The sequence below is a fragment of the Burkholderia dolosa genome (assembly GCF_902499135.1).
In the GTDB taxonomy this organism is placed as follows: domain Bacteria; phylum Pseudomonadota; class Gammaproteobacteria; order Burkholderiales; family Burkholderiaceae; genus Burkholderia; species Burkholderia dolosa.
The window spans coordinates 18,338-34,473 of record NZ_CABVPR010000065.1 but is presented as its reverse complement, the minus strand read 5'-3'; the positions used below and the strand labels follow the sequence as shown (position 1 = coordinate 34,473).

General features: G+C 69.1%; 19 protein-coding genes. 13 read left to right on the top strand and 6 right to left on the bottom strand.

Annotated features, from left to right (window positions below):
• From BUB20358_RS23130 to BUB20358_RS23100, 7 genes are all read left to right on the top strand, one after another.
• Window positions 1–571 (top strand): DUF2589 domain-containing protein (locus BUB20358_RS23130; RefSeq protein ID WP_375136217.1); only part of this gene is annotated, 571 nt, incomplete at its 5' end.
• Complete coding sequence (locus BUB20358_RS23125) at window positions 555–1,001, top strand: lysozyme (RefSeq protein WP_006766255.1); 447 nt, start codon at window positions 555–557, stop codon at window positions 999–1,001. The genes BUB20358_RS23130 and BUB20358_RS23125, both read left to right, overlap by 17 nt.
• 152 nt (window positions 1,002–1,153) lie before the next feature.
• The gene (locus tag BUB20358_RS23120) at window positions 1,154–2,275 is read left to right on the top strand and encodes an extracellular catalytic domain type 2 short-chain-length polyhydroxyalkanoate depolymerase (RefSeq protein ID WP_006766256.1); all 1,122 of its coding nucleotides are present in this window, start codon (window positions 1,154–1,156) and stop codon (window positions 2,273–2,275) included.
• 59 nt (window positions 2,276–2,334) lie between these two features.
• Window positions 2,335–2,874 (top strand): hypothetical protein, encoded by a 540-nt coding sequence (locus BUB20358_RS23115; RefSeq protein WP_035974429.1) that lies wholly within the window; start codon window positions 2,335–2,337, stop codon window positions 2,872–2,874.
• Window positions 2,874–3,494, top strand: a complete 621-nt coding sequence (locus BUB20358_RS23110; RefSeq protein ID WP_035974431.1) for a hypothetical protein — start codon at window positions 2,874–2,876, stop codon at window positions 3,492–3,494. The genes BUB20358_RS23115 and BUB20358_RS23110 overlap by 1 nt, the downstream gene beginning before the upstream one ends.
• 133 nt (window positions 3,495–3,627) lie before the next feature.
• Window positions 3,628–4,245, top strand: coding sequence for a hypothetical protein (locus tag BUB20358_RS23105; protein WP_035975345.1), 618 nt, complete (start codon window positions 3,628–3,630; stop codon window positions 4,243–4,245).
• Between the two features lie 69 nt (window positions 4,246–4,314).
• Window positions 4,315–4,932 (top strand): hypothetical protein, encoded by a 618-nt coding sequence (locus tag BUB20358_RS23100; RefSeq protein ID WP_006766259.1) that lies wholly within the window; start codon window positions 4,315–4,317, stop codon window positions 4,930–4,932.
• Window positions 4,933–5,020: 88 nt separating this feature from the next.
• Here BUB20358_RS23100 and BUB20358_RS23095 read toward each other — a convergent pair whose 3' ends face one another.
• Window positions 5,021–5,908, bottom strand: coding sequence for a DMT family transporter (locus tag BUB20358_RS23095; protein ID WP_006766260.1), 888 nt, complete (start codon window positions 5,906–5,908; stop codon window positions 5,021–5,023).
• Between the two features lie 126 nt (window positions 5,909–6,034).
• Between BUB20358_RS23095 and BUB20358_RS23090 the strand changes: the two genes are divergently transcribed.
• Window positions 6,035–7,513 (top strand): aminotransferase-like domain-containing protein, encoded by a 1,479-nt coding sequence (locus BUB20358_RS23090; protein WP_035974432.1) that lies wholly within the window; start codon window positions 6,035–6,037, stop codon window positions 7,511–7,513.
• Window positions 7,514–7,570: 57 nt separating this feature from the next.
• Here BUB20358_RS23090 and BUB20358_RS23085 read toward each other — a convergent pair whose 3' ends face one another.
• Both BUB20358_RS23085 and BUB20358_RS23080 read right to left on the bottom strand, forming a co-directional pair.
• Window positions 7,571–9,004 (bottom strand): nicotinate phosphoribosyltransferase, encoded by a 1,434-nt coding sequence (locus tag BUB20358_RS23085; RefSeq protein WP_006766262.1) that lies wholly within the window; start codon window positions 9,002–9,004, stop codon window positions 7,571–7,573.
• A 73-nt stretch (window positions 9,005–9,077) separates the two neighbouring features.
• Window positions 9,078–10,118, bottom strand: a complete 1,041-nt coding sequence (locus tag BUB20358_RS23080) for a bifunctional nicotinamide-nucleotide adenylyltransferase/Nudix hydroxylase (RefSeq protein ID WP_006766263.1) — start codon at window positions 10,116–10,118, stop codon at window positions 9,078–9,080.
• Between the two features lie 337 nt (window positions 10,119–10,455).
• Here BUB20358_RS23080 and BUB20358_RS23075 point away from each other — a divergent pair, with 337 nt between their 5' ends.
• From BUB20358_RS23075 to BUB20358_RS23055, 5 genes are all read left to right on the top strand, one after another.
• Window positions 10,456–11,211, top strand: coding sequence for an N-acetylmuramoyl-L-alanine amidase (locus BUB20358_RS23075; protein ID WP_035974433.1), 756 nt, complete (start codon window positions 10,456–10,458; stop codon window positions 11,209–11,211).
• Between the two features lie 50 nt (window positions 11,212–11,261).
• Window positions 11,262–11,651: a lysozyme inhibitor LprI family protein gene (locus tag BUB20358_RS23070; protein ID WP_006766265.1), complete on the top strand. Its 390-nt coding sequence runs from the start codon at window positions 11,262–11,264 to the stop codon at window positions 11,649–11,651.
• A 293-nt stretch (window positions 11,652–11,944) separates the two neighbouring features.
• Window positions 11,945–12,172, top strand: coding sequence for a hypervirulence associated TUDOR domain-containing protein (locus BUB20358_RS23065; RefSeq protein ID WP_035974434.1), 228 nt, complete (start codon window positions 11,945–11,947; stop codon window positions 12,170–12,172).
• Window positions 12,169–12,735 carry a DUF488 domain-containing protein gene (locus BUB20358_RS23060; RefSeq protein ID WP_006766267.1) on the top strand — a complete coding sequence of 189 codons (567 nt, stop codon included), beginning with the start codon at window positions 12,169–12,171 and terminating at the stop codon, window positions 12,733–12,735. Before BUB20358_RS23065 ends, BUB20358_RS23060 begins: the two co-directional genes overlap by 4 nt.
• A gap of 237 nt (window positions 12,736–12,972) precedes the next feature.
• Entirely contained in the window at window positions 12,973–13,710 is a 738-nt protein-coding gene (locus BUB20358_RS23055) for a sulfite exporter TauE/SafE family protein (protein ID WP_006766268.1), read from the top strand.
• 22 nt (window positions 13,711–13,732) lie between these two features.
• Here BUB20358_RS23055 and BUB20358_RS23050 read toward each other — a convergent pair whose 3' ends face one another.
• The 3 genes from BUB20358_RS23050 to BUB20358_RS23040 all read right to left on the bottom strand — a co-directional run bounded on the left by BUB20358_RS23050 (window position 13,733) and on the right by BUB20358_RS23040 (window position 16,109).
• Window positions 13,733–14,311 carry an NnrU family protein gene (locus tag BUB20358_RS23050; RefSeq protein WP_035974435.1) on the bottom strand — a complete coding sequence of 193 codons (579 nt, stop codon included), beginning with the start codon at window positions 14,309–14,311 and terminating at the stop codon, window positions 13,733–13,735.
• 280 nt (window positions 14,312–14,591) lie between these two features.
• On the bottom strand, window positions 14,592–14,975 hold the full coding sequence (locus tag BUB20358_RS23045; protein WP_006766270.1) for a TfoX/Sxy family protein: 384 nt from the start codon (window positions 14,973–14,975) through the stop codon (window positions 14,592–14,594).
• 24 nt (window positions 14,976–14,999) lie between these two features.
• The gene (locus tag BUB20358_RS23040; RefSeq protein ID WP_006766271.1) at window positions 15,000–16,109 is read right to left on the bottom strand and encodes a malate/lactate/ureidoglycolate dehydrogenase; all 1,110 of its coding nucleotides are present in this window, start codon (window positions 16,107–16,109) and stop codon (window positions 15,000–15,002) included.
• Between the last annotated feature and the right edge of the window lie 27 nt (window positions 16,110–16,136).

Sequence of the window (16,136 nt, the reverse complement as noted above, 5' to 3'; positions counted from 1 at the left end):
CGCGCCGCCCCCTCCGCCCGGCTCGTCGCGCGGCGCCGATCACCCGCCGCCGCGCGGCATCGCGCTCGACGAAATCGCGCGCGGGATGCAGCACGCGGCGGCGGCCGCGAACCAGCTGCTCGCGCATCAGTACACGGCCGTGCTCGACCAGTTCTTCGACCGGCGCGACGACGGGCTGCTCGCGCCGCGCGAAGTCACCGTCGCGCTCGACGCCGAGCATGCGATGCCGGTGCCGCTCGTCGCGCTCGCGACGCCGCGCGGGCTCGCGCTCGAGCGGATGGTCGTGCATCTGACCGTGCGCGGCGACTTCACCGAGGCGCTGCCCGCCGGCGGCATCGCGGGCGACGACCAGCGCGGCCGCTTCTACGTGACGTTCGCGCCGCGCTCCGGCAGCAAGGACACACAGGGCGTCGCGCGGCAGCGTGACACCGAGCACATCGACATCGAAATGCAGTTCGCGGCGCTCGCGCCGCCCGAAGCGATCATGCGCGTGATCGACGAATACACGCAGCGCCTCGTGCCGCGCGCACGGCCGGGCAGCAAGGAGAACGACGATGGCGAACCAGCCTGAACGCACCGGCGCGCAGGGCATCGCGCTGATCAAGCAGTTCGAGGGGCTGCGGCTTGCGCGGTATCTCGACGCGGTCGGCAAGCCGACGATCGGCTACGGACATCTGATCCTGCCGCACGAACGCTTCACGCGGCCGCTCACGCAGGCCGAGGCGGATGCGCTGCTGCGGCGCGACCTGCGCAGCGCCGAGCTGAACCTGCGCAAGCTGCTGCGCGTGCCGGTCACGCAGCAGCAGTTCGACGCGCTGATGTCGTTCGTCTTCAACCTCGGCGCCGGACGACTGCGCTCGTCGACGCTGCTGCGCTACCTGAATGCCGGCGCCACCGCGCGCGCGGCCGACCAGTTCCTCGTGTGGAACAAGGCCGGCGGCAGGCCGCTCGCCGGCCTCACGAAGCGGCGCCGCGCGGAGCGCGCGCTGTTTCTGTCATGACGGCCGCGGCGCGCGCAGGCCGAACGTCACGGGTCGTCGACCGTGCCGTTTGCGCCATTCTCCGCACCGCGCGCCGCACCTAAGCTGAAGCCGTCCGTCAAGCATTGCATCGCATTCGCGATCCCAACCCATCGCCACGACAGGAGTTCCGCATGAACGTCACCCGCTCGCCCGGCCGCCCAGCGCCGCTCCGCTCCGCCGTTTCGCGCACGCTTCGCGATGTGCGCCGCTTGGTCGGCGCCGCCTCCGTCACCGTTGCCGCGATCGTGTCGGCCGCGCCGCACGCCGCACTCGCGGCCGACCCGCTGCCCGCGTACGCAGCCGACCTGCAGCGCACGTCGGTATCGGGGCTGTCGTCCGGCGGCTTCATGGCCGCGCAGTTCGACGTCGCGTTCTCGAGCCGGCTGATCGGCGCGGGAATCGTCGCCGGCGGCCCGTTCTACTGCGCGGGCGTGAACGAACTGATCGCGCCCGCGGTGGCCGCGACCACGCTGTGCATGCAGCCGATCGGTCCCGCGCCGTCCGCGGCCGACGCATGGCGCGCTGCGCGCACGTTCGCACAGCGCGGCCAGATCGACGATCCGGTCAATCTGCGTCGCCAGCGCATCTACGTGTTCAGCGGCGCGAAGGATACGGTCGTGTCCACCCGCGTCGTCGATCAGACCGCACGCTTCTACACGCTCGCGCAGGTGCCCGACGCGAACCTGCTGTACCGCGCGTCGCCGGACGCCGGTCACGCGTTCATCACGAACCGGCCGGAAGACAACGCGTGCAGCGCGAACGCGAGTCCGTACATCGACAACTGCGGCTTCGAGCAGTCGCACGACATCGTCCGCTGGATCTACGGCACGAGCGCGAAGCCGCTGAATCCGCCGGCCGCGCAGGCGAACGGCAAGCTGCTGCGCTTCGATCAGCGTGCGTTCGACCCGCAGCGCCGCGCATCGCTCGACGACGTCGGCTATGCGTACGTGCCGGCCGAATGCGAACGCGCGACGTGCGCGGTGCACGTCGTGTTCCACGGCTGCGTGCAGAACGTCGCGACGGTCGGCGAACGGATGATCCGCGGCGTCGGCTACAACGAGATCGCCGATACGAACCGGCTGATCGTCCTCTATCCGCAGGTCGCGAAATCCGCGGTCAACCCGCTCGGCTGCTGGGACTTCTGGGGCTATACGAGCGCCGACCCGCTGCATCCCGACTTCTACCGCCGCGACGCGCCGCAGATGGCCGCCGTGATGCGGATGGTGCAGCGCCTCGGCGCCGCGCGGCCGTGATTCGCGCGATGCACGCCGACGTCCCGTCACCGCCACTCGATCCAATACAAGGAACCGCCATGTTCTCCACGTTCATCGCCCAATGGGAAAGCGCGCACGCCAACGCGCTGCAGCTGCTCGGCAAATTCGCCGCACAGACCACCGGCGCGGCCGGCACGACCGGCGGCCCCGCATGGCGCGCATTCGCGCACACCGCGCTGCAAGCCGGCCACCGCTACATGGATGCGTGCCAGGCGGCGACCGACTCGCTGTGGCGCGCGCAGATCGAACGGCTCGCGCCCGGCAGCTCGGCCGCCGCGATCAAGGAACTCGCCGCGCTGAACGCGGACCTCGCGACGCGCTTCACGCAGAGCCACCTGCAGCATGCGGGCGCGATGGCCGACGCAGCCGCGCAATGCCTGGACGATCTCGGCCGCACGCGCGGGCCGGCCGATGCCGCGATGGCGCTCGGCCGCTTCGCCGGCGACGTGCATGCGCAGGCGCGCGCGCAGGCGCTGCACGTCGCGTCGCTCGCGAACGGCGTCGCGCCGGCGCTTGCGCAGTGGGCCGACCGCAACCTGCGCGACGGCGACGCCGCGCCCGCTCGGGAGCAAGCGTGATGGACATCCGGCTGCGCTTCGTGAATCGCTCGAACGACTGCGGCAACAGCGAAGTCGTGCTGTTCCAGCGCGACGTGATTCCCGATCTCGACACGTTCGCCGTCGCATGGAAGGTGATCCGCTACTGCGGGCGCGACTGCTTCCATCCGTTCGTCTATTCGACCGACATCGACGTCGCGCTCGGCGACGAGCACGGCAACTTCTCGCCGCGCGTCGCCGCGCCGGCCGGCACGCGCTTCGCGGTCGACGCGCATCCGACCGGCCGCGGCCGGCTCGTGCCCGACCGTGCCGGCGCGTCCGGCGGCGACATCGAGGTCGTGAACCGGATGACGCGCGGCGCGGTGAACGTGAACGCGTTCAGCGCGGGCCGGCTGATCGCGGTGAAGGAAGCGGTCGCGCCCGGCCAGAAGGCGGTGTTCCGCTTCACGCCCACGCTGTGGATCGGCGTCGCGTCGCAGGTGCAGGAAAGCCGCGCGCTGCACGCGGCGGTGCTGTCGAGCGTGAACACGCAGCTGCCGCTCGCCGGCATCGCGGCGGCGGACATCGTGATGACAGGCGGCGGCACCGGCGCCGATGCGCAGCCGTTCGCATTCGCGCTCGAACGCGTCGTGCGCGCGTAGCGCCGCTTCATCCGGTTTCATCCGGTTTCATCCGGTTTCGACGGGCTTGACGGCGCGCGCTCGCGCACGCGCCGGCGGGAAAGGTATGCGGCAGACCGATTGCCGCTTTTTTTTGAACGCAAGGAGCAACGACGTGGATATCCAGCTGAACCTGATCAACCGCTCGAACGATGCGAACAACTCGAGCATCGTGATCTTCCAGAAGAACGTGGCCACCGACTTCGACGAACTCGCGATCGCATGGAAGGTGATCCGCAATTGCGGCCAGGGCGACAACCATCCGTTCAAGTTCCCGATGACGATGAGCGTGAGCGCAAGCGACAGCTGGGGCAACTACATGCCGCAGCAGCTCGCGACGAACGGCCAGGTGTTCCAGGTCGTGCGCTCCAGCTCGGGCGACGTACTGCAGCTCGGCGCCGAGCCGGGCGCGAGCACCGAAGTGCAGGTGCGCAACGATCTGCCGACCGGCGCGATCAACGCGACGATCTACAAGGACGGCAGCGCGCTTGCGCGCAAGACGTCCGTCGCGCCGGGCCAGAAGGCCGTGTTCCAGTTCAAGCCGACGATCTGGATCGGCGTCGCGTCGCAGGTCGAACAGGGCGCGCTGCTGAACTCGGCGGTCATCTCCGACATCAACACCGAGCTGTCGCTGCTCGGGATCGCGAGCGCCGACATCGTGATGACCGGCGGCGGCCCCGGCCCGCGCTCGCTGCCGTTCACGTTCCGGCTCGAGAACGTCGTGATGGCGTAACGACACGCGCGCCGGCAACACACGGCCGGCGCGTTTCAATCACTGATCCAGATCGAATCAAGGTGACTCATGGACATCAAGCTCAACTTCGTCAACCTGTCGAACGACGTGAACAACAGCCAGGTCGTGATCTTCCAGAAGAACGTGTCGACCGATTTCGACGAACTGGCGATCGCGTGGAAGGTCATCACGAACTGCGGGCGCGGCGACAACCATCCGTTCGTGTTTCCGATGCTGACGACTGTCTCCGCGAGCGACGCCGACGGCAACTACATGCCGCAAAAGCGTGCGGACAACGGACAGATCTTCAGCGTGTCGCGCGCCGCGTCCGGCAACGTGCTCGCGTTCGCCGGGCCGGCGCCGACGTCGCGCGAGATCCAGCTGCGCAACGACCTGCGCCAGGGCGCGATCACCGCGTCGGTCTTCAAGGACAACCGGCTGCTCGCGCACAAGACCGGCATCGTACCCGGCCAGAAGGCCGTGTTCGAATTCAAGCCGACGCTGTGGATCGGCACCGCATCGCAGATCGAACAGGGCGCGGTGATGAATTCGGCGGTGCTGTCCGACATCAACACCGAACTGTCGCTGCTCGGCATCAAGAGCGCCGACATCGTGATGACGGGCGGCGGCGGCGGCACGACCGCCACCGCGTATCAGTTCCGGCTCGCGAACGTCGTGATGGGATAAGCGGTGCGTGCACGCGCGGCGGCGGACTGTCCGGTCGTGCCGCACGCCGCGCGCGCCTCTCCCGCCGCAGCGTGCGCCGCGTTGCACATCATCCGGCGCGCTGCACCGGCGCGATCTTCGAGAAGTACTTCGCGCCCGCGACACAGCCGACCACGACGACCGTCACGACCAGCATCGACGGCGGCACCGTCTCGTGCAGCAGCCCGGCCGCGAGCAGGAAGCCGAAGAACGGCTGCAGCAGCTGCAGCTGGCCGACGCCGGCGATCCCGCCGAGCGCGAGCCCGCGATACCAGAACACGAAGCCGATCAGCATGCTGAACAGCGACACGTACGCGAGCCCCCACAGCGCGCCCGCGTCGACGCCGGCGAGCGTCGCCGGCCGCGTGAGCCACGCGAGCGGCAGCATCAGCGGCAGCGACAGCACGAGCGCCCACGAGATCACCTGCCAGCCGCCGAGATCGCGCGACAGCCGCGCGCCTTCCGCGTAGCCGAGCCCGCACGCGACGATCGCGGCCAGCATCAGCGCATCGCCGACGATCGACGCGTGCCCGCCGTTGCGCAATGCGAACGCGGCCACCGCGCCGCTGCCGACCAGCGAGAACAGCCAGAACGGCAGCCGCGGCCGCTCGCCGCCGCGCCAGACGCCGAACAGCGCGGTCGCGAGCGGCAGCAGCCCGACGAACACGATCGCATGCGCGGACGTCACGTGCTTGAGCGCGAGCGCGGTCAACAGCGGAAAACCGATCACGACGCCGAGCGCGACGACGACGAGCGATGCCGCCTCCGCACGCGTCGGCCGCTTCTGCTTCAGCGCGACGAGCAGCAGCAGGCCGAGCGCGCCGGCGATCGTCGCGCGCGCGAACGTGAGGAACAGCGGGTCGAGCCCCTGCACCGCGACACGCGTCGCAGGCAGCGAGCCGCTGAAGATGATGACGCCCAGCATGCCGCTGAGCCATCCGTCGGTCGTCTTTTGCACGGGGAAATCCTGGTCGAGGAAGTGGATGACCGATGATCCGCCGCGCGCGAAAAACGCGTAAGCTACAGCCCAATACAATTCCGACAAACTGTACTGGACAAACGGCCGTACAGTTCACCGTTCGTCATGCGCGTTACTCCCGTCGATCCCGTTCCGCCCGCCCCGTCGCGCACGCGCGTCGAAACCGTGATGGACACGCTGCGCGCACGCATCGCGAGCCGCGCGCTGATGCCGGGCGCGCGCGTGCCGTCGATCCGGATGATGGCGGACGCGCTGCACGTATCGAAATCGACGGTCGTCGATGCGTACGAGCGGCTCGCGAGCGAAGGCGTGCTGGTCGCGCGGCGCGGGTCGGGCTTCTACGTATCGGGCCATGCGCCGCCGCTCGCGCTCGCGGATCTCGGCCCGCGCCTCGACCGCGAACTCGATCCGCTGTGGCTGTCGCGGCAGTCGCTGGAAGCGGCGCCCGCGACGATGAAGCCCGGCTGCGGCTGGCTGCCGTCGTCGTGGCTGCCGGACGAAAGCCTGCGCCGCGCGCTGCGCGCCGTGTCGCGCGACGACGCCGACGCGCTGACCGACTACGCGACGCCGCTCGGTCTGCCCGCGCTGCGCCAGCAGCTCGCGTGGCGGCTCGCCCAGCACGGCGTGCATGCGGAGCCCGCGCAGATCCTGCTGACCGACGGCGGCACGCACGCGCTCGACCTCGTGTGCCGGCTGCTGCTCGAGCCCGGCGATACGGTCGTCGTCGACGATCCGTGCTACTTCAACTTCCAGGCGCTGCTGCGCGCGCACCGCGCGCGGATCGTCAGCGTCCCGTACACGCCGAACGGGCCCGACCTCGCCCGCTTCGAGCAGACGCTCGCCGAACATCGGCCGCGCCTCTACATCACGAACGCCGCGCTGCACAACCCGACCGGCGCGACGCTCGCGCCGCCGGTCGCACACCGGCTGCTGACGCTCGCCGCCGAGCACGGGCTGCTGATCGTCGAGGACGACATCTTCGCGGATTTCGAGACCACGCCCGCGCCGCGCCTCGCGGCATTCGACGGGCTGTCGCGCGTCGTGTCGATCGGCAGCTTCTCGAAGACGCTGTCGGCCGCGATCCGCTGCGGCTACGTCGCCGCGCGCGCCGAATGGATCGACGCGCTCGTCGACCTGAAACTCGCGACGTCGTTCGGCAATGCACAGATCGGCGCGAACGTCGTGCATCGGCTGCTCGTCGACGGCACGTACCGGCGTCATCTCGACGCGCTGCGCGCGCGGCTCGCCGACGCGATGGGCGAGACGATCCGGCGGCTCGCGCGCGCGGGGCTCGACATCTGGACCGAGCCGCGCGGCGGGCTGTTCGTGTGGGCGCGGCTGCCGGACGAGCTCGATGCCGCGCGCGTCGCGCGTCATGCGCTCGATCACGACGTCGTGCTCGCGCCGGGCAACGTGTTCAGCGCGTCGCACGGCGCGACGTCGTATCTGCGCTTCAACGTGTCGCGCTGCAAGGGGCCCGCGGTGTTCGATGCGCTCGCGCGTGCGATGGACGCGGCACGCAAGGCGGACGACCGTAGCGCGCAGCCGCGCGAAGGCCGCCGCGCGGCGACGAGCGAGCGTTGAGAACCGGCGATGCGCGCCGCGCAGCGCGAGGCGCGTTCGCGCTGCGGCCGGCGCGCCTTATGCGTGCCCGGAATGCGCTCTTGCCCGCACGTCGGCGAACGATGCGTCGACGAGCAGCCGGCCGGTATCGAACACCGTGTCGAGCGCATCGTCCCATTCGTGTTCGAGCGTGCGATCGTCCCACGCGAGCGGCAGCATCGCGGTCCGGTACTCGCCGGTGCGGCGATTGCGCAGCAGCGTGAGCCGCCCCTTCTTCGACCGCTTGCCGCGGTCGGTCGCGGGATCCTTGCAGACGTCGTGCCACACGCCGCCGCGACGGATCGCCGAGCACTTCATCGCGAAGCGCTGCGTGTCGCGATTCAGCTGCTGCAGCAGCGCGCCGCCCATGCCGAACGCCACGTTGCCGGCGGCATAGCCGGCGTCATCGAGCACGGACAGAATCGCATCGATCGACTGCTCGTCGACGCCGTCGCCCTGGATCACGCGCACGTGATTCAGCACGCGGCGTCCTTTGCCGTTCACCGTCGAGCCGAACGACGCGTCGAGCGCGCGCACGGTCTGCAGCCCGATCGTGACCGGGTCGCCCGAATCGGGGCGCACGACGAGCGTCGCGCCCGAGTCGATCACCGCGTGCCGCAGCTCGCCGCCCCACAGTTCGAGCGCCGCGAACAGATCGTACGAGTCGGATACGACCGACACGATCGCGCCGGGCCGGCCGAAGAGCCGGATCATGTTCCGGTACGCGTCCGCTTCGTGCTCGCGTCCCCACGACGTGATCGTGCTGTGCTCGGCCGCGGGCACCGAGTACGCGGCCATCGGCTCGCGGTAGAAACGGTTCGCGGCGAGCACGCCGAGCACCGTGTCCGAGCCCATGAAGCTGACGAGGTGCGCGGCGCCGCCGATCGCGGCCGATTCCGCGCTCGACACGCCGCGCGCGCCGAAATCGTGCAGCTTGAACGGCAGTTGCGCGAGATCGTCGTCGGTCTTCTCGAGGTAGCGGCGGATCGTCTGCCGCAGATGCCAGCTGCGCGTGGCGACCGTCACCGGATACCACACGCGCAGCAGCATCGTCTCGAGATATGACGCGAGCCAGAACGCGCGCGGATCGTCGCATTCGACCGTCATCAGCACGTTGTGCACCGGCACGATCGAGCCTTCCGGCACCGCGCGGATCTTCACCGGCAGATAGCCGTCGTAGCGCTCGACGACGCAGCGCCACCCCGCTTCGTTGAACGGCTCGCCGTGCGCGGCGAAGAACGCGCGCGCGTCGTCGATCATCGCGTGCGTGACCGGCCGGCACAGATATTCCTTCAGCAGCATCTGCAGCCCGAAGAACAGCGTGCGGTCGTAGCGGCCGCCGCGCGATTCGACGTACGAGAACATCGCCGACGCGTCGGGCGGATATTGCAGAAAGTGGGAAGCCTTGTACGAATCCGTGTTGAGGATCGGATTGGCGAGAATCGCGGCAAAGCCGCCGGGATCGTGTTGCATGGCTAGAGCTCCTCTAGGCCGTTTCAATGCCGCCGCGTCTGTCGCGGCGGACCGGAAGCGGGGAATCAGCGCATCACAGCTTCCCCAGGAAGTGATACGCGATGTCGAAGTGATCCTCGAACATCACGCTGCGCATCTGCGCGAACTCGTTGAGCGGCACCCAGCGCGCCTTGTCGGCATCGTCGCTGCCCTTCACGCGCGGCAGCTCGCCGGTCGGGAAGTTGAACAGGCACGCGTGCGTGATCGTGCGGCCGCGCAGCGAGCGGGTCGGATGGTCGAACACCTGGCGGTCCTTCAGCGAACCGCACAGCACGGGCTCCGGCAGCTTCAGGCCGGTCTCCTCGCGCAGTTCGCGAATGCACGCGGCGTCGAGCCGTTCGTCCTGGTTCACGAATCCGCCCGGCAGCGCCCACAGCCCGCGGCCCGGCTCGCTGCGGCGACGCACGAGCAGGATGTGCCCGGAATGCACGACCACCGCGTCGACGGTCACGAACGTGACCGGATACGGCGCGGCCGACCATGCGTTGCGATACGCGGCGATGAACTCGGCTTCGGCCTTCAGCTGCGCGAACTCCGGCTGCGTGCGAAAGCGCTCGAGCCAGCCGAACACCGGTTCGGGCACCGCCCACCGCACGAAGCTGTTCGTGCGCTCGGCGAAATACTGGTCGCGGATTTCGGTTGCGGAAATGTCTTCCGTCGCGTCGACGTCGACCCGTTCCCATTGCGGGAACATCCGCAGGTAATACGACGTCGCGTCCTTCTCGTGACCGATCAGCCCGACGCGGCGCTGCGCGACGTCGCCGAGCGCGGCCGCGACCGCATCCTGCACCCAGCGCAGCCAGTCGTTGTCGTTGTACGTCGAGTCCTGCACGGGCGCGATCGTCACGCGCTCGCGCTCCGCTGCGTCGAACAGCGACAGCAGCATCTGGCGCCGCTCGTCGAACGAGAACGGATCCTTGATCGTGCGCGGCCGGTCGGTCGAGCCGATCAGCACGCACACGCGCTCGGCCCGGCTCAATGCGGACTTCAGCACATTCAGGTGACCACGATGCGGAGGCTGGAAACGGCCGATGAAAACGAGCGCGTCGAGGCGCCGGTTCGGTTGCGTACTCATGAGGCTCCCTCAAGAGATTGAAACGCTTCGGGTCTTTCCCGAACGCATGACCGGATCGTAGGAAAGTTTTCGGGATAGTTCAATCGAATGCGCGCTCGACTCGACCGGCGTCGACGATGGACCGGGAGTCGCCGCATGGTGCGCGGCATGCAACCGGCCTGCGGAAAAGTGCGCCGCCGTTGCGCATCGCACGCGCGCGTGCCGGAAGACGCGGCAGCCGCGCCGTCATTGCGGCGCCGCTGCGGCCCGCTATAATCGCGCGACATTCCGAGTGCATCGAGCGCAGGCCGACGGTGCCGCGCCGCTCGACGCGGCCCGTACTTGCTCGACAACAACAATGAAGAACCGAATCCTCCGAAATTTGCGCCCGCTCGTCGTCGTCCCGGCGCTCGCGTGCCCGGCACTGCTCGGCACGTTGCCCGCAGCTCACGCGGCCGACGACGCGAACGCGCGTCCCGAACCCGCTTCCTCGCGCTACATCGTCGTCGACACCGGCCACACGCCGAGCCATCCCGGCGCGACCGGCGCGAGCGGCCGCGTCGAATACCTGTACAACCTCGATCTGTCCGCCGCGGTGGCCGAAAAGCTCGCAGCGAACGGCGACCGCGTCCTGCGCACGTCGGCCGACGGCCGCGAGATCGCGCTGAACCAGCGCTCGACGCAGGCGCCCGACGCGAACCTGTTCGTGTCGATCCATCACGATTCGATGCAGCAGCAGTTCATCGACGCCGGCCGGCAGCGCGAATTCCGCGGTTTTGCGGTGTTCGTGTCGCAGCGCAATCCGCGCTATGCGCAAAGCCTGCAATGCGCGAAGGCGATCGCCGAGCGGCTGGTCGCGGCCGGCGAACGGCCGTCGCTGTATCACGCGGAGCCGATCAAGGGCGAGAACCGGCCGCTGATCGATCCGTCGCTCGGCATCCACCGCTTCGACGATCTCGTCGTGCTGCGCACCGCGCCGATTCCGGCCGTGCTCGTCGAAGCAGGCGTGATCGTCAATCCCGATGAAGAAAAGCGACTCGCGCGCCGCGAAACGATCCAGCGTCTGGCCGCCGCGATCGCGGGCGGCATCGACGCGTGCACGGCGGTTCGATAGCAGCGTCGCCGATCGGCTCGACCGGTTTTCACCCAGTGAGGAGCACCACCATGAAGAAGAAGAGTCTGCTCGTATGCTGCGCGCTCGCCGCGCTCGCCGTTCCGTTCGCCGCGCACGCGGCCGGCTGCGCGAAGCCGCGCAGCGCGTTCGACCAGGTGTACTGCAGCAGCAACGAGTTCTCGCAGCTCGATCGCGAACTGAACGACCAGTACGGCCGCCTGCGCAAGCAGCTGAGCGGCGACCAGCAGGCGAAGCTGAAGAGCGGTCAGCTCGCATGGATGAAGCAGCGCGACGACCGCTGCAGCGAGAAGCGTGACGACGGCTATCTGGTCAACCTGCAGTGCGCGATCGACGCGACGCAGTCGCGGCTGTCGTTCCTGCGCGAGCGCGAACGCGAATGCGCGAGCACGGGTTGCGTGACGTCGAAGCTCGGCGAGTAAGCACGAGCGGATGCCGCGGCACCGGTCATGCGCCGGCGCGCGGCATCCGCGCCGTTTTTGGCGATGCGGATCGTTCGCTACGCGGTCGGCCGTAGCGCCGCTCGGGCGGACGACCGCTTGTCGCCTGTATCGCCGGACACACGCAAGCGTGGCGACGCGCAGGCACGTCGATTGCTGAGAATTTGCGCTGCCGCTCGCCTCCGCGCTTTTTTCGTCCGCGACGGAGGCCGATAATCCGCACAGGTGCGCGCGCCGCTCGCATCGCGCGCCCTTCGATGCAAGGAGGACTTCGGATGACGACGCAGTTTCACGTAGGCGACCACGTCCGCTGGAATTCCGAAGCCGGTTACGTGACCGGCACGATCGTCGCGGTCCACACGCAGGACTTCGACTACAAGGGTCATCGGCACCGCGCGTCGCCCGACGATCCGCAGTACGAGATCAGGAGCGATCGCACCGATCACGTCGCCGCCCATCGCGGCAGCGTGCTCGAACGCATTGCCGGCAAGGAGCGCGCGTGATGCTGCCGTTCTACACGATCGGCCATTCCGACCGCACGCTCGACGAATTCATCGCGATGCTCGGCGCGGCCGACGTCACGCTGCTCGTCGACATCCGCAAGATGACGCGCTCGCGCGCGAATCCGCAATTCAACGAAGCGACGCTGCCCGAGGCGCTCGCTTCGGCCGGCATCGAGTACGAACACATCGCCGAGCTCGGCGGCCTGCGCGGCAAGTCGCACGACGTGCCGAACGACGTCAACGATTTCTGGACGAATCGCAGCTTTCATCGGTACGCGGACTATGCGCTGTCGCCGGCGTTCCATGCGGGTCTCGATCGCCTGATCGCGCAAGGACGCAAGCAGCGCTGCGCGATCATGTGCTCGGAAGCCGTGTGGTGGCGCTGTCACCGGCGCATCGTGTCGGACTATCTGATCGCGCGCGGCGAAACGGTGCTGCACATCATGGGCCGCAACCGCATCGAGCCCGCGCGGCTCACCGCAGGCGCGGTCTCGCAGCCGGACGGCACGATCGTCTATCCGCGCACCGACGAGGAGGTGCCGACGCATACGGACGCGCGTTGATTGCGAAACACAGGCCAAGCCATTCCGATCCGGCCGAATCGCGTGCTGCAAGCCAATAGTCAGCGTCGGCAAAAGAATCGGTACGAGCGAGTCCTTCCCGACTGCCGAATCGTGCCCGCCGCGCATCGGCCGCCGGCGAAACCCGTGCGCATGCGCGAGTCCTGAATTACCATCACGCATCGCCGCGGCACGCTCCATCGTCAGCGGTTCAACGACGGCTCTCCGGGACCACCGATCGTGCTCGCTCTCCTCATCGTCGCCGGCGTCTGGGCCGGCCTCCAGAACGCCCTCGCAGGCGGCGGCTCGTTCATCACGCTGCCCGCGCTGATCGTGTCGGGCATGTCGCCGCTCGCGGCGAACATCACGTCGACGGTCGCGCTCTTTCCCGCGCAGGTCACGACCGGCTGGGCAAGCCGCCGGATGGTGCGCGGCGCCGGCAAGCTGTCGTTTCGCGCGCTGTTCGCGATCAGCATCGTCGGCGGTGCGCTCGGCGGGCTGCTGCTGCTGAAAACCCCGTCGTCGATCTTCTCGCGGCTCGTCCCGTGGCTCGTGCTGTTCGCGACGATCGTGTTCGCATGGGGCAGCTTCTTCCGGAAGCCGACCGCGGAAACCCGACATATCGGTCCGTTCGCGGCCGGCGTTTCGCAATTCCTGATCGCGATCTACGGCGGCTATTTCGGCGGCGGAATCGGATTTCTGATGATGGCCGCGCTGACGATGGCCGGCCTGTCGCCGCGTCACGCGACGTCGACCAAGAACGCGCTCGCGGGCGTGATGAACGCGTCGGCCGTCGTGCTGTTCGTGACGTCGCCGCATCTGCATTGGGGTGCGGCGCTCGCGCTCGGCGGCGGCGCGATCGCCGGCGGCCTCGCCGGCGCGTGGGCACTGCACCGCGTCAACGAGCGCGTGCTGCGCATCGCAATCGTATGCATCGGCGCCGCGCTGACCGTCGGCCTGTTCGTGAAGCCGATCTGACGCGCGTTCGGCCGGCGCCCGCTCAACCGAGCGGCTGCACGCCGATCAGCCAGCCGTGCAGAAAGAACGCGAACGCCGCCCACACGACGAGCCCCGCGACGATCGACACGACGTCGCCGGACAGCTTGCCGGCCGGATAGCGGACGCCGTCGCGACGATCGCGCGCGCGCGACACGACGAAGTCGACGAGCGACCATACGAAGAACGCGCCGAACAGCACGACCGCATGCAGCGTGCCGTTCGCGAGCAGATGCGCGATCGACCAGACCATCACGCCCGCCACCATCGGATGGCCGACGAGCGCCTTGATGCGGTTCGCCGGCACGTGCGACGCGGCGATCAGCACGAACGCGATCGCGGTCAGCATGCCCGTCAGATGGCGCACGCCGACCGGCGACACCCACAGCAGCGTAGCGTTTGCACGCGCGATGCCGTAGCCCCACACGATCAGCACGAAACCGACGATCGCCACGATCGAATAGCGCGCCTTCCAGCCCTTCTCGCCGACCCGCTCGATCTGCGCGGAGCGCCAGCCATCGGCGACGATCCGGATCGAGTGCACACCAAGGAAGATCGCTAAACCGAGAATCAGGACGAGCATCGGCTGTCTCCGTCGGAAATGAGGATGGGGGGAAGCGCCCCGGCGGCGTTCGATGCGCCGTTCTCGGGGGCCGGCGGGCATGCCGGCGCAGGCGGCGCGACGCACGGGCGCGGCCCGCGCCGATCATAAACGGCACGGCGCCGGTTGTGAAGCACGCTCGAGCGCAGCGCGCGGCCCGGTGCCGTGCGGTGCGGCACATCCGCGTCGAACCGTCTCGAGCGAATGAGCGGAAAAGGAAACCGCCATCGCATCACGCCGGGCGACGGCGACAGTGCGTGCGCTATACGGTGCGCGTCTTGCGGCCGCCCTTCGTGCCGCGTTTCGGCGGCCCTGCCGCCAGCGCCGCACGATACGCGTCGCGGCACCAGTCGAACAACGCGCCCGCATCTTCGAGCACGTCGGCCGGCGTCTCGTAGTAGCCCTCGAGCGATACGGTGCGCGTGCGGCCCGTGTAGGAAAACGGCTTCATCCCCGCCGCGGCGAACGCGGGCCGGTTCACGTCGTCGACGCGCAGGAACAGCGAACCGCGCGCGAGGAAGCCGAACATCACGCCGTCGAGCCGCAGCGCGGCGCCGCTGAAAAAGCGCGTGACTTCGACGTGGCCGAGGCTCGCGAGCCGATACGCGATCTCGTCGCCGTGTGCCTTCTCCGCTTGCCAGCTCATCGGCTGCCCGCGTCCGTGGTGCGCTTACGCGTCGCCGGTGCAGCGCCGCGTCCACGCGTCGAGCGCCGCGTCGTCGAAGCCGATCGCGGCCACGCTGTCGCGAATCTGCCGCCATGTCGCACGATCGACCGGGATGCCTTCGGCAGTACGCGCTACGCGACTCGCTTGCTCCGGCTCGCCGGGCATCTGCACCGGCGCATCGCCCGCTTGCGGCGATGCCTTCGCCCACGCGACGAACGCGTCGGCCTCGCGCTGCGCGTCGGCGGCATCGAACGCGTTCGGATCGATCAGCACCGACAGCATGCCGTTGACGATCGCGCTCGTCTTCTGCAGCGTGTCGCCGTACGTCGTGTGTCCGCCGACGAGCGCACCGCCGAAGATCTCGCACATCGCCGCGAGCGCGTACCCCTTGTGCAGGCCGAACGGCAGCAGCGCCCCGAACGGCTTCTCGTGCATCACCGCCGGATCGTCGGTCGGCCGGCCGCGGTCATCGATCAGCGAACCGGCCGGCACGCGACGGCGCTGGTTGTAAGCGACGCGTGTCTTGCCGTACGCGATCGCGCTCGTCGCGAAATCGACCAGCAGCGGCGGCTTGCCCGCGCGCGGATATGCGGCGCAGAACGGGTTCGTGCCGAACCGGGCGTCGGTGCCGTGCAGCGGCGCCACCAGCAGGTCGCCCGGCACGTTGACGAAATGGAACGACACGAGGCCCGCGTGTGCGCACTGCTCGGCCCAGTGGCCGATGCGGCCGAGGTGATGCACGTTGCGCAGCCCGATCGCGCAGATGCCCATGCGCCGCGTACGCTCGATCCCTTCGACCATCGCATCGAACGCGACGACCTGGCCGAAGCCGCGGCCGCCGTCGATCGTCAGCACCGCGCCGCCGTCGCGCACGATCTCCGCGTGCCCGTTCAGCTGCAGCTGCCCTTCGCGCCACGACGCGACGTAGTTCGGGATCATCCCGACGCCGTGCGAATCGTGGCCCGCGAGGTTCGCGCCGACGAGATGATCGGCGACGAGCCGCGCGTCGCGTTCGCTGCTGCCCGCGCGCGCCCACAGCGACGCGACGAACGCATGCAGCGGTTCGGCACGCATGCGCAGCGGTTCGGTATCGGGAGTCGACAGCGCGGTCATCGGCAACGCTCCGTCAGGTCACGCGGT

What these genes read in the sequence shown, in the direction of transcription:
- BUB20358_RS23050 (WP_035974435.1), bottom strand. Translation starts at nt 14,311, where the DNA reads ATGCTCGTCCTGATTCTCGGTTTAGCGATCTTCCTTGGTGTGCACTCG.
- BUB20358_RS23065 (WP_035974434.1), top strand. Translation starts at nt 11,945, where the DNA reads ATGACGACGCAGTTTCACGTAGGCGACCACGTCCGCTGGAATTCCGAA.
- BUB20358_RS23080 (WP_006766263.1), bottom strand. Translation starts at nt 10,118, where the DNA reads ATGAGTACGCAACCGAACCGGCGCCTCGACGCGCTCGTTTTCATCGGC.
- BUB20358_RS23085 (WP_006766262.1), bottom strand. Translation starts at nt 9,004, where the DNA reads ATGCAACACGATCCCGGCGGCTTTGCCGCGATTCTCGCCAATCCGATC.
- BUB20358_RS23090 (WP_035974432.1), top strand. Translation starts at nt 6,035, where the DNA reads ATGCGCGTTACTCCCGTCGATCCCGTTCCGCCCGCCCCGTCGCGCACG.
- BUB20358_RS23045 (WP_006766270.1), bottom strand. Translation starts at nt 14,975, where the DNA reads ATGAGCTGGCAAGCGGAGAAGGCACACGGCGACGAGATCGCGTATCGG.
- BUB20358_RS23110 (WP_035974431.1), top strand. Translation starts at nt 2,874, where the DNA reads ATGGACATCCGGCTGCGCTTCGTGAATCGCTCGAACGACTGCGGCAAC.
- BUB20358_RS23125 (WP_006766255.1), top strand. Translation starts at nt 555, where the DNA reads ATGGCGAACCAGCCTGAACGCACCGGCGCGCAGGGCATCGCGCTGATC.
- BUB20358_RS23100 (WP_006766259.1), top strand. Translation starts at nt 4,315, where the DNA reads ATGGACATCAAGCTCAACTTCGTCAACCTGTCGAACGACGTGAACAAC.
- BUB20358_RS23075 (WP_035974433.1), top strand. Translation starts at nt 10,456, where the DNA reads ATGAAGAACCGAATCCTCCGAAATTTGCGCCCGCTCGTCGTCGTCCCG.
- BUB20358_RS23070 (WP_006766265.1), top strand. Translation starts at nt 11,262, where the DNA reads ATGAAGAAGAAGAGTCTGCTCGTATGCTGCGCGCTCGCCGCGCTCGCC.
- BUB20358_RS23120 (WP_006766256.1), top strand. Translation starts at nt 1,154, where the DNA reads ATGAACGTCACCCGCTCGCCCGGCCGCCCAGCGCCGCTCCGCTCCGCC.
- BUB20358_RS23040 (WP_006766271.1), bottom strand. Translation starts at nt 16,109, where the DNA reads ATGACCGCGCTGTCGACTCCCGATACCGAACCGCTGCGCATGCGTGCC.
- BUB20358_RS23115 (WP_035974429.1), top strand. Translation starts at nt 2,335, where the DNA reads ATGTTCTCCACGTTCATCGCCCAATGGGAAAGCGCGCACGCCAACGCG.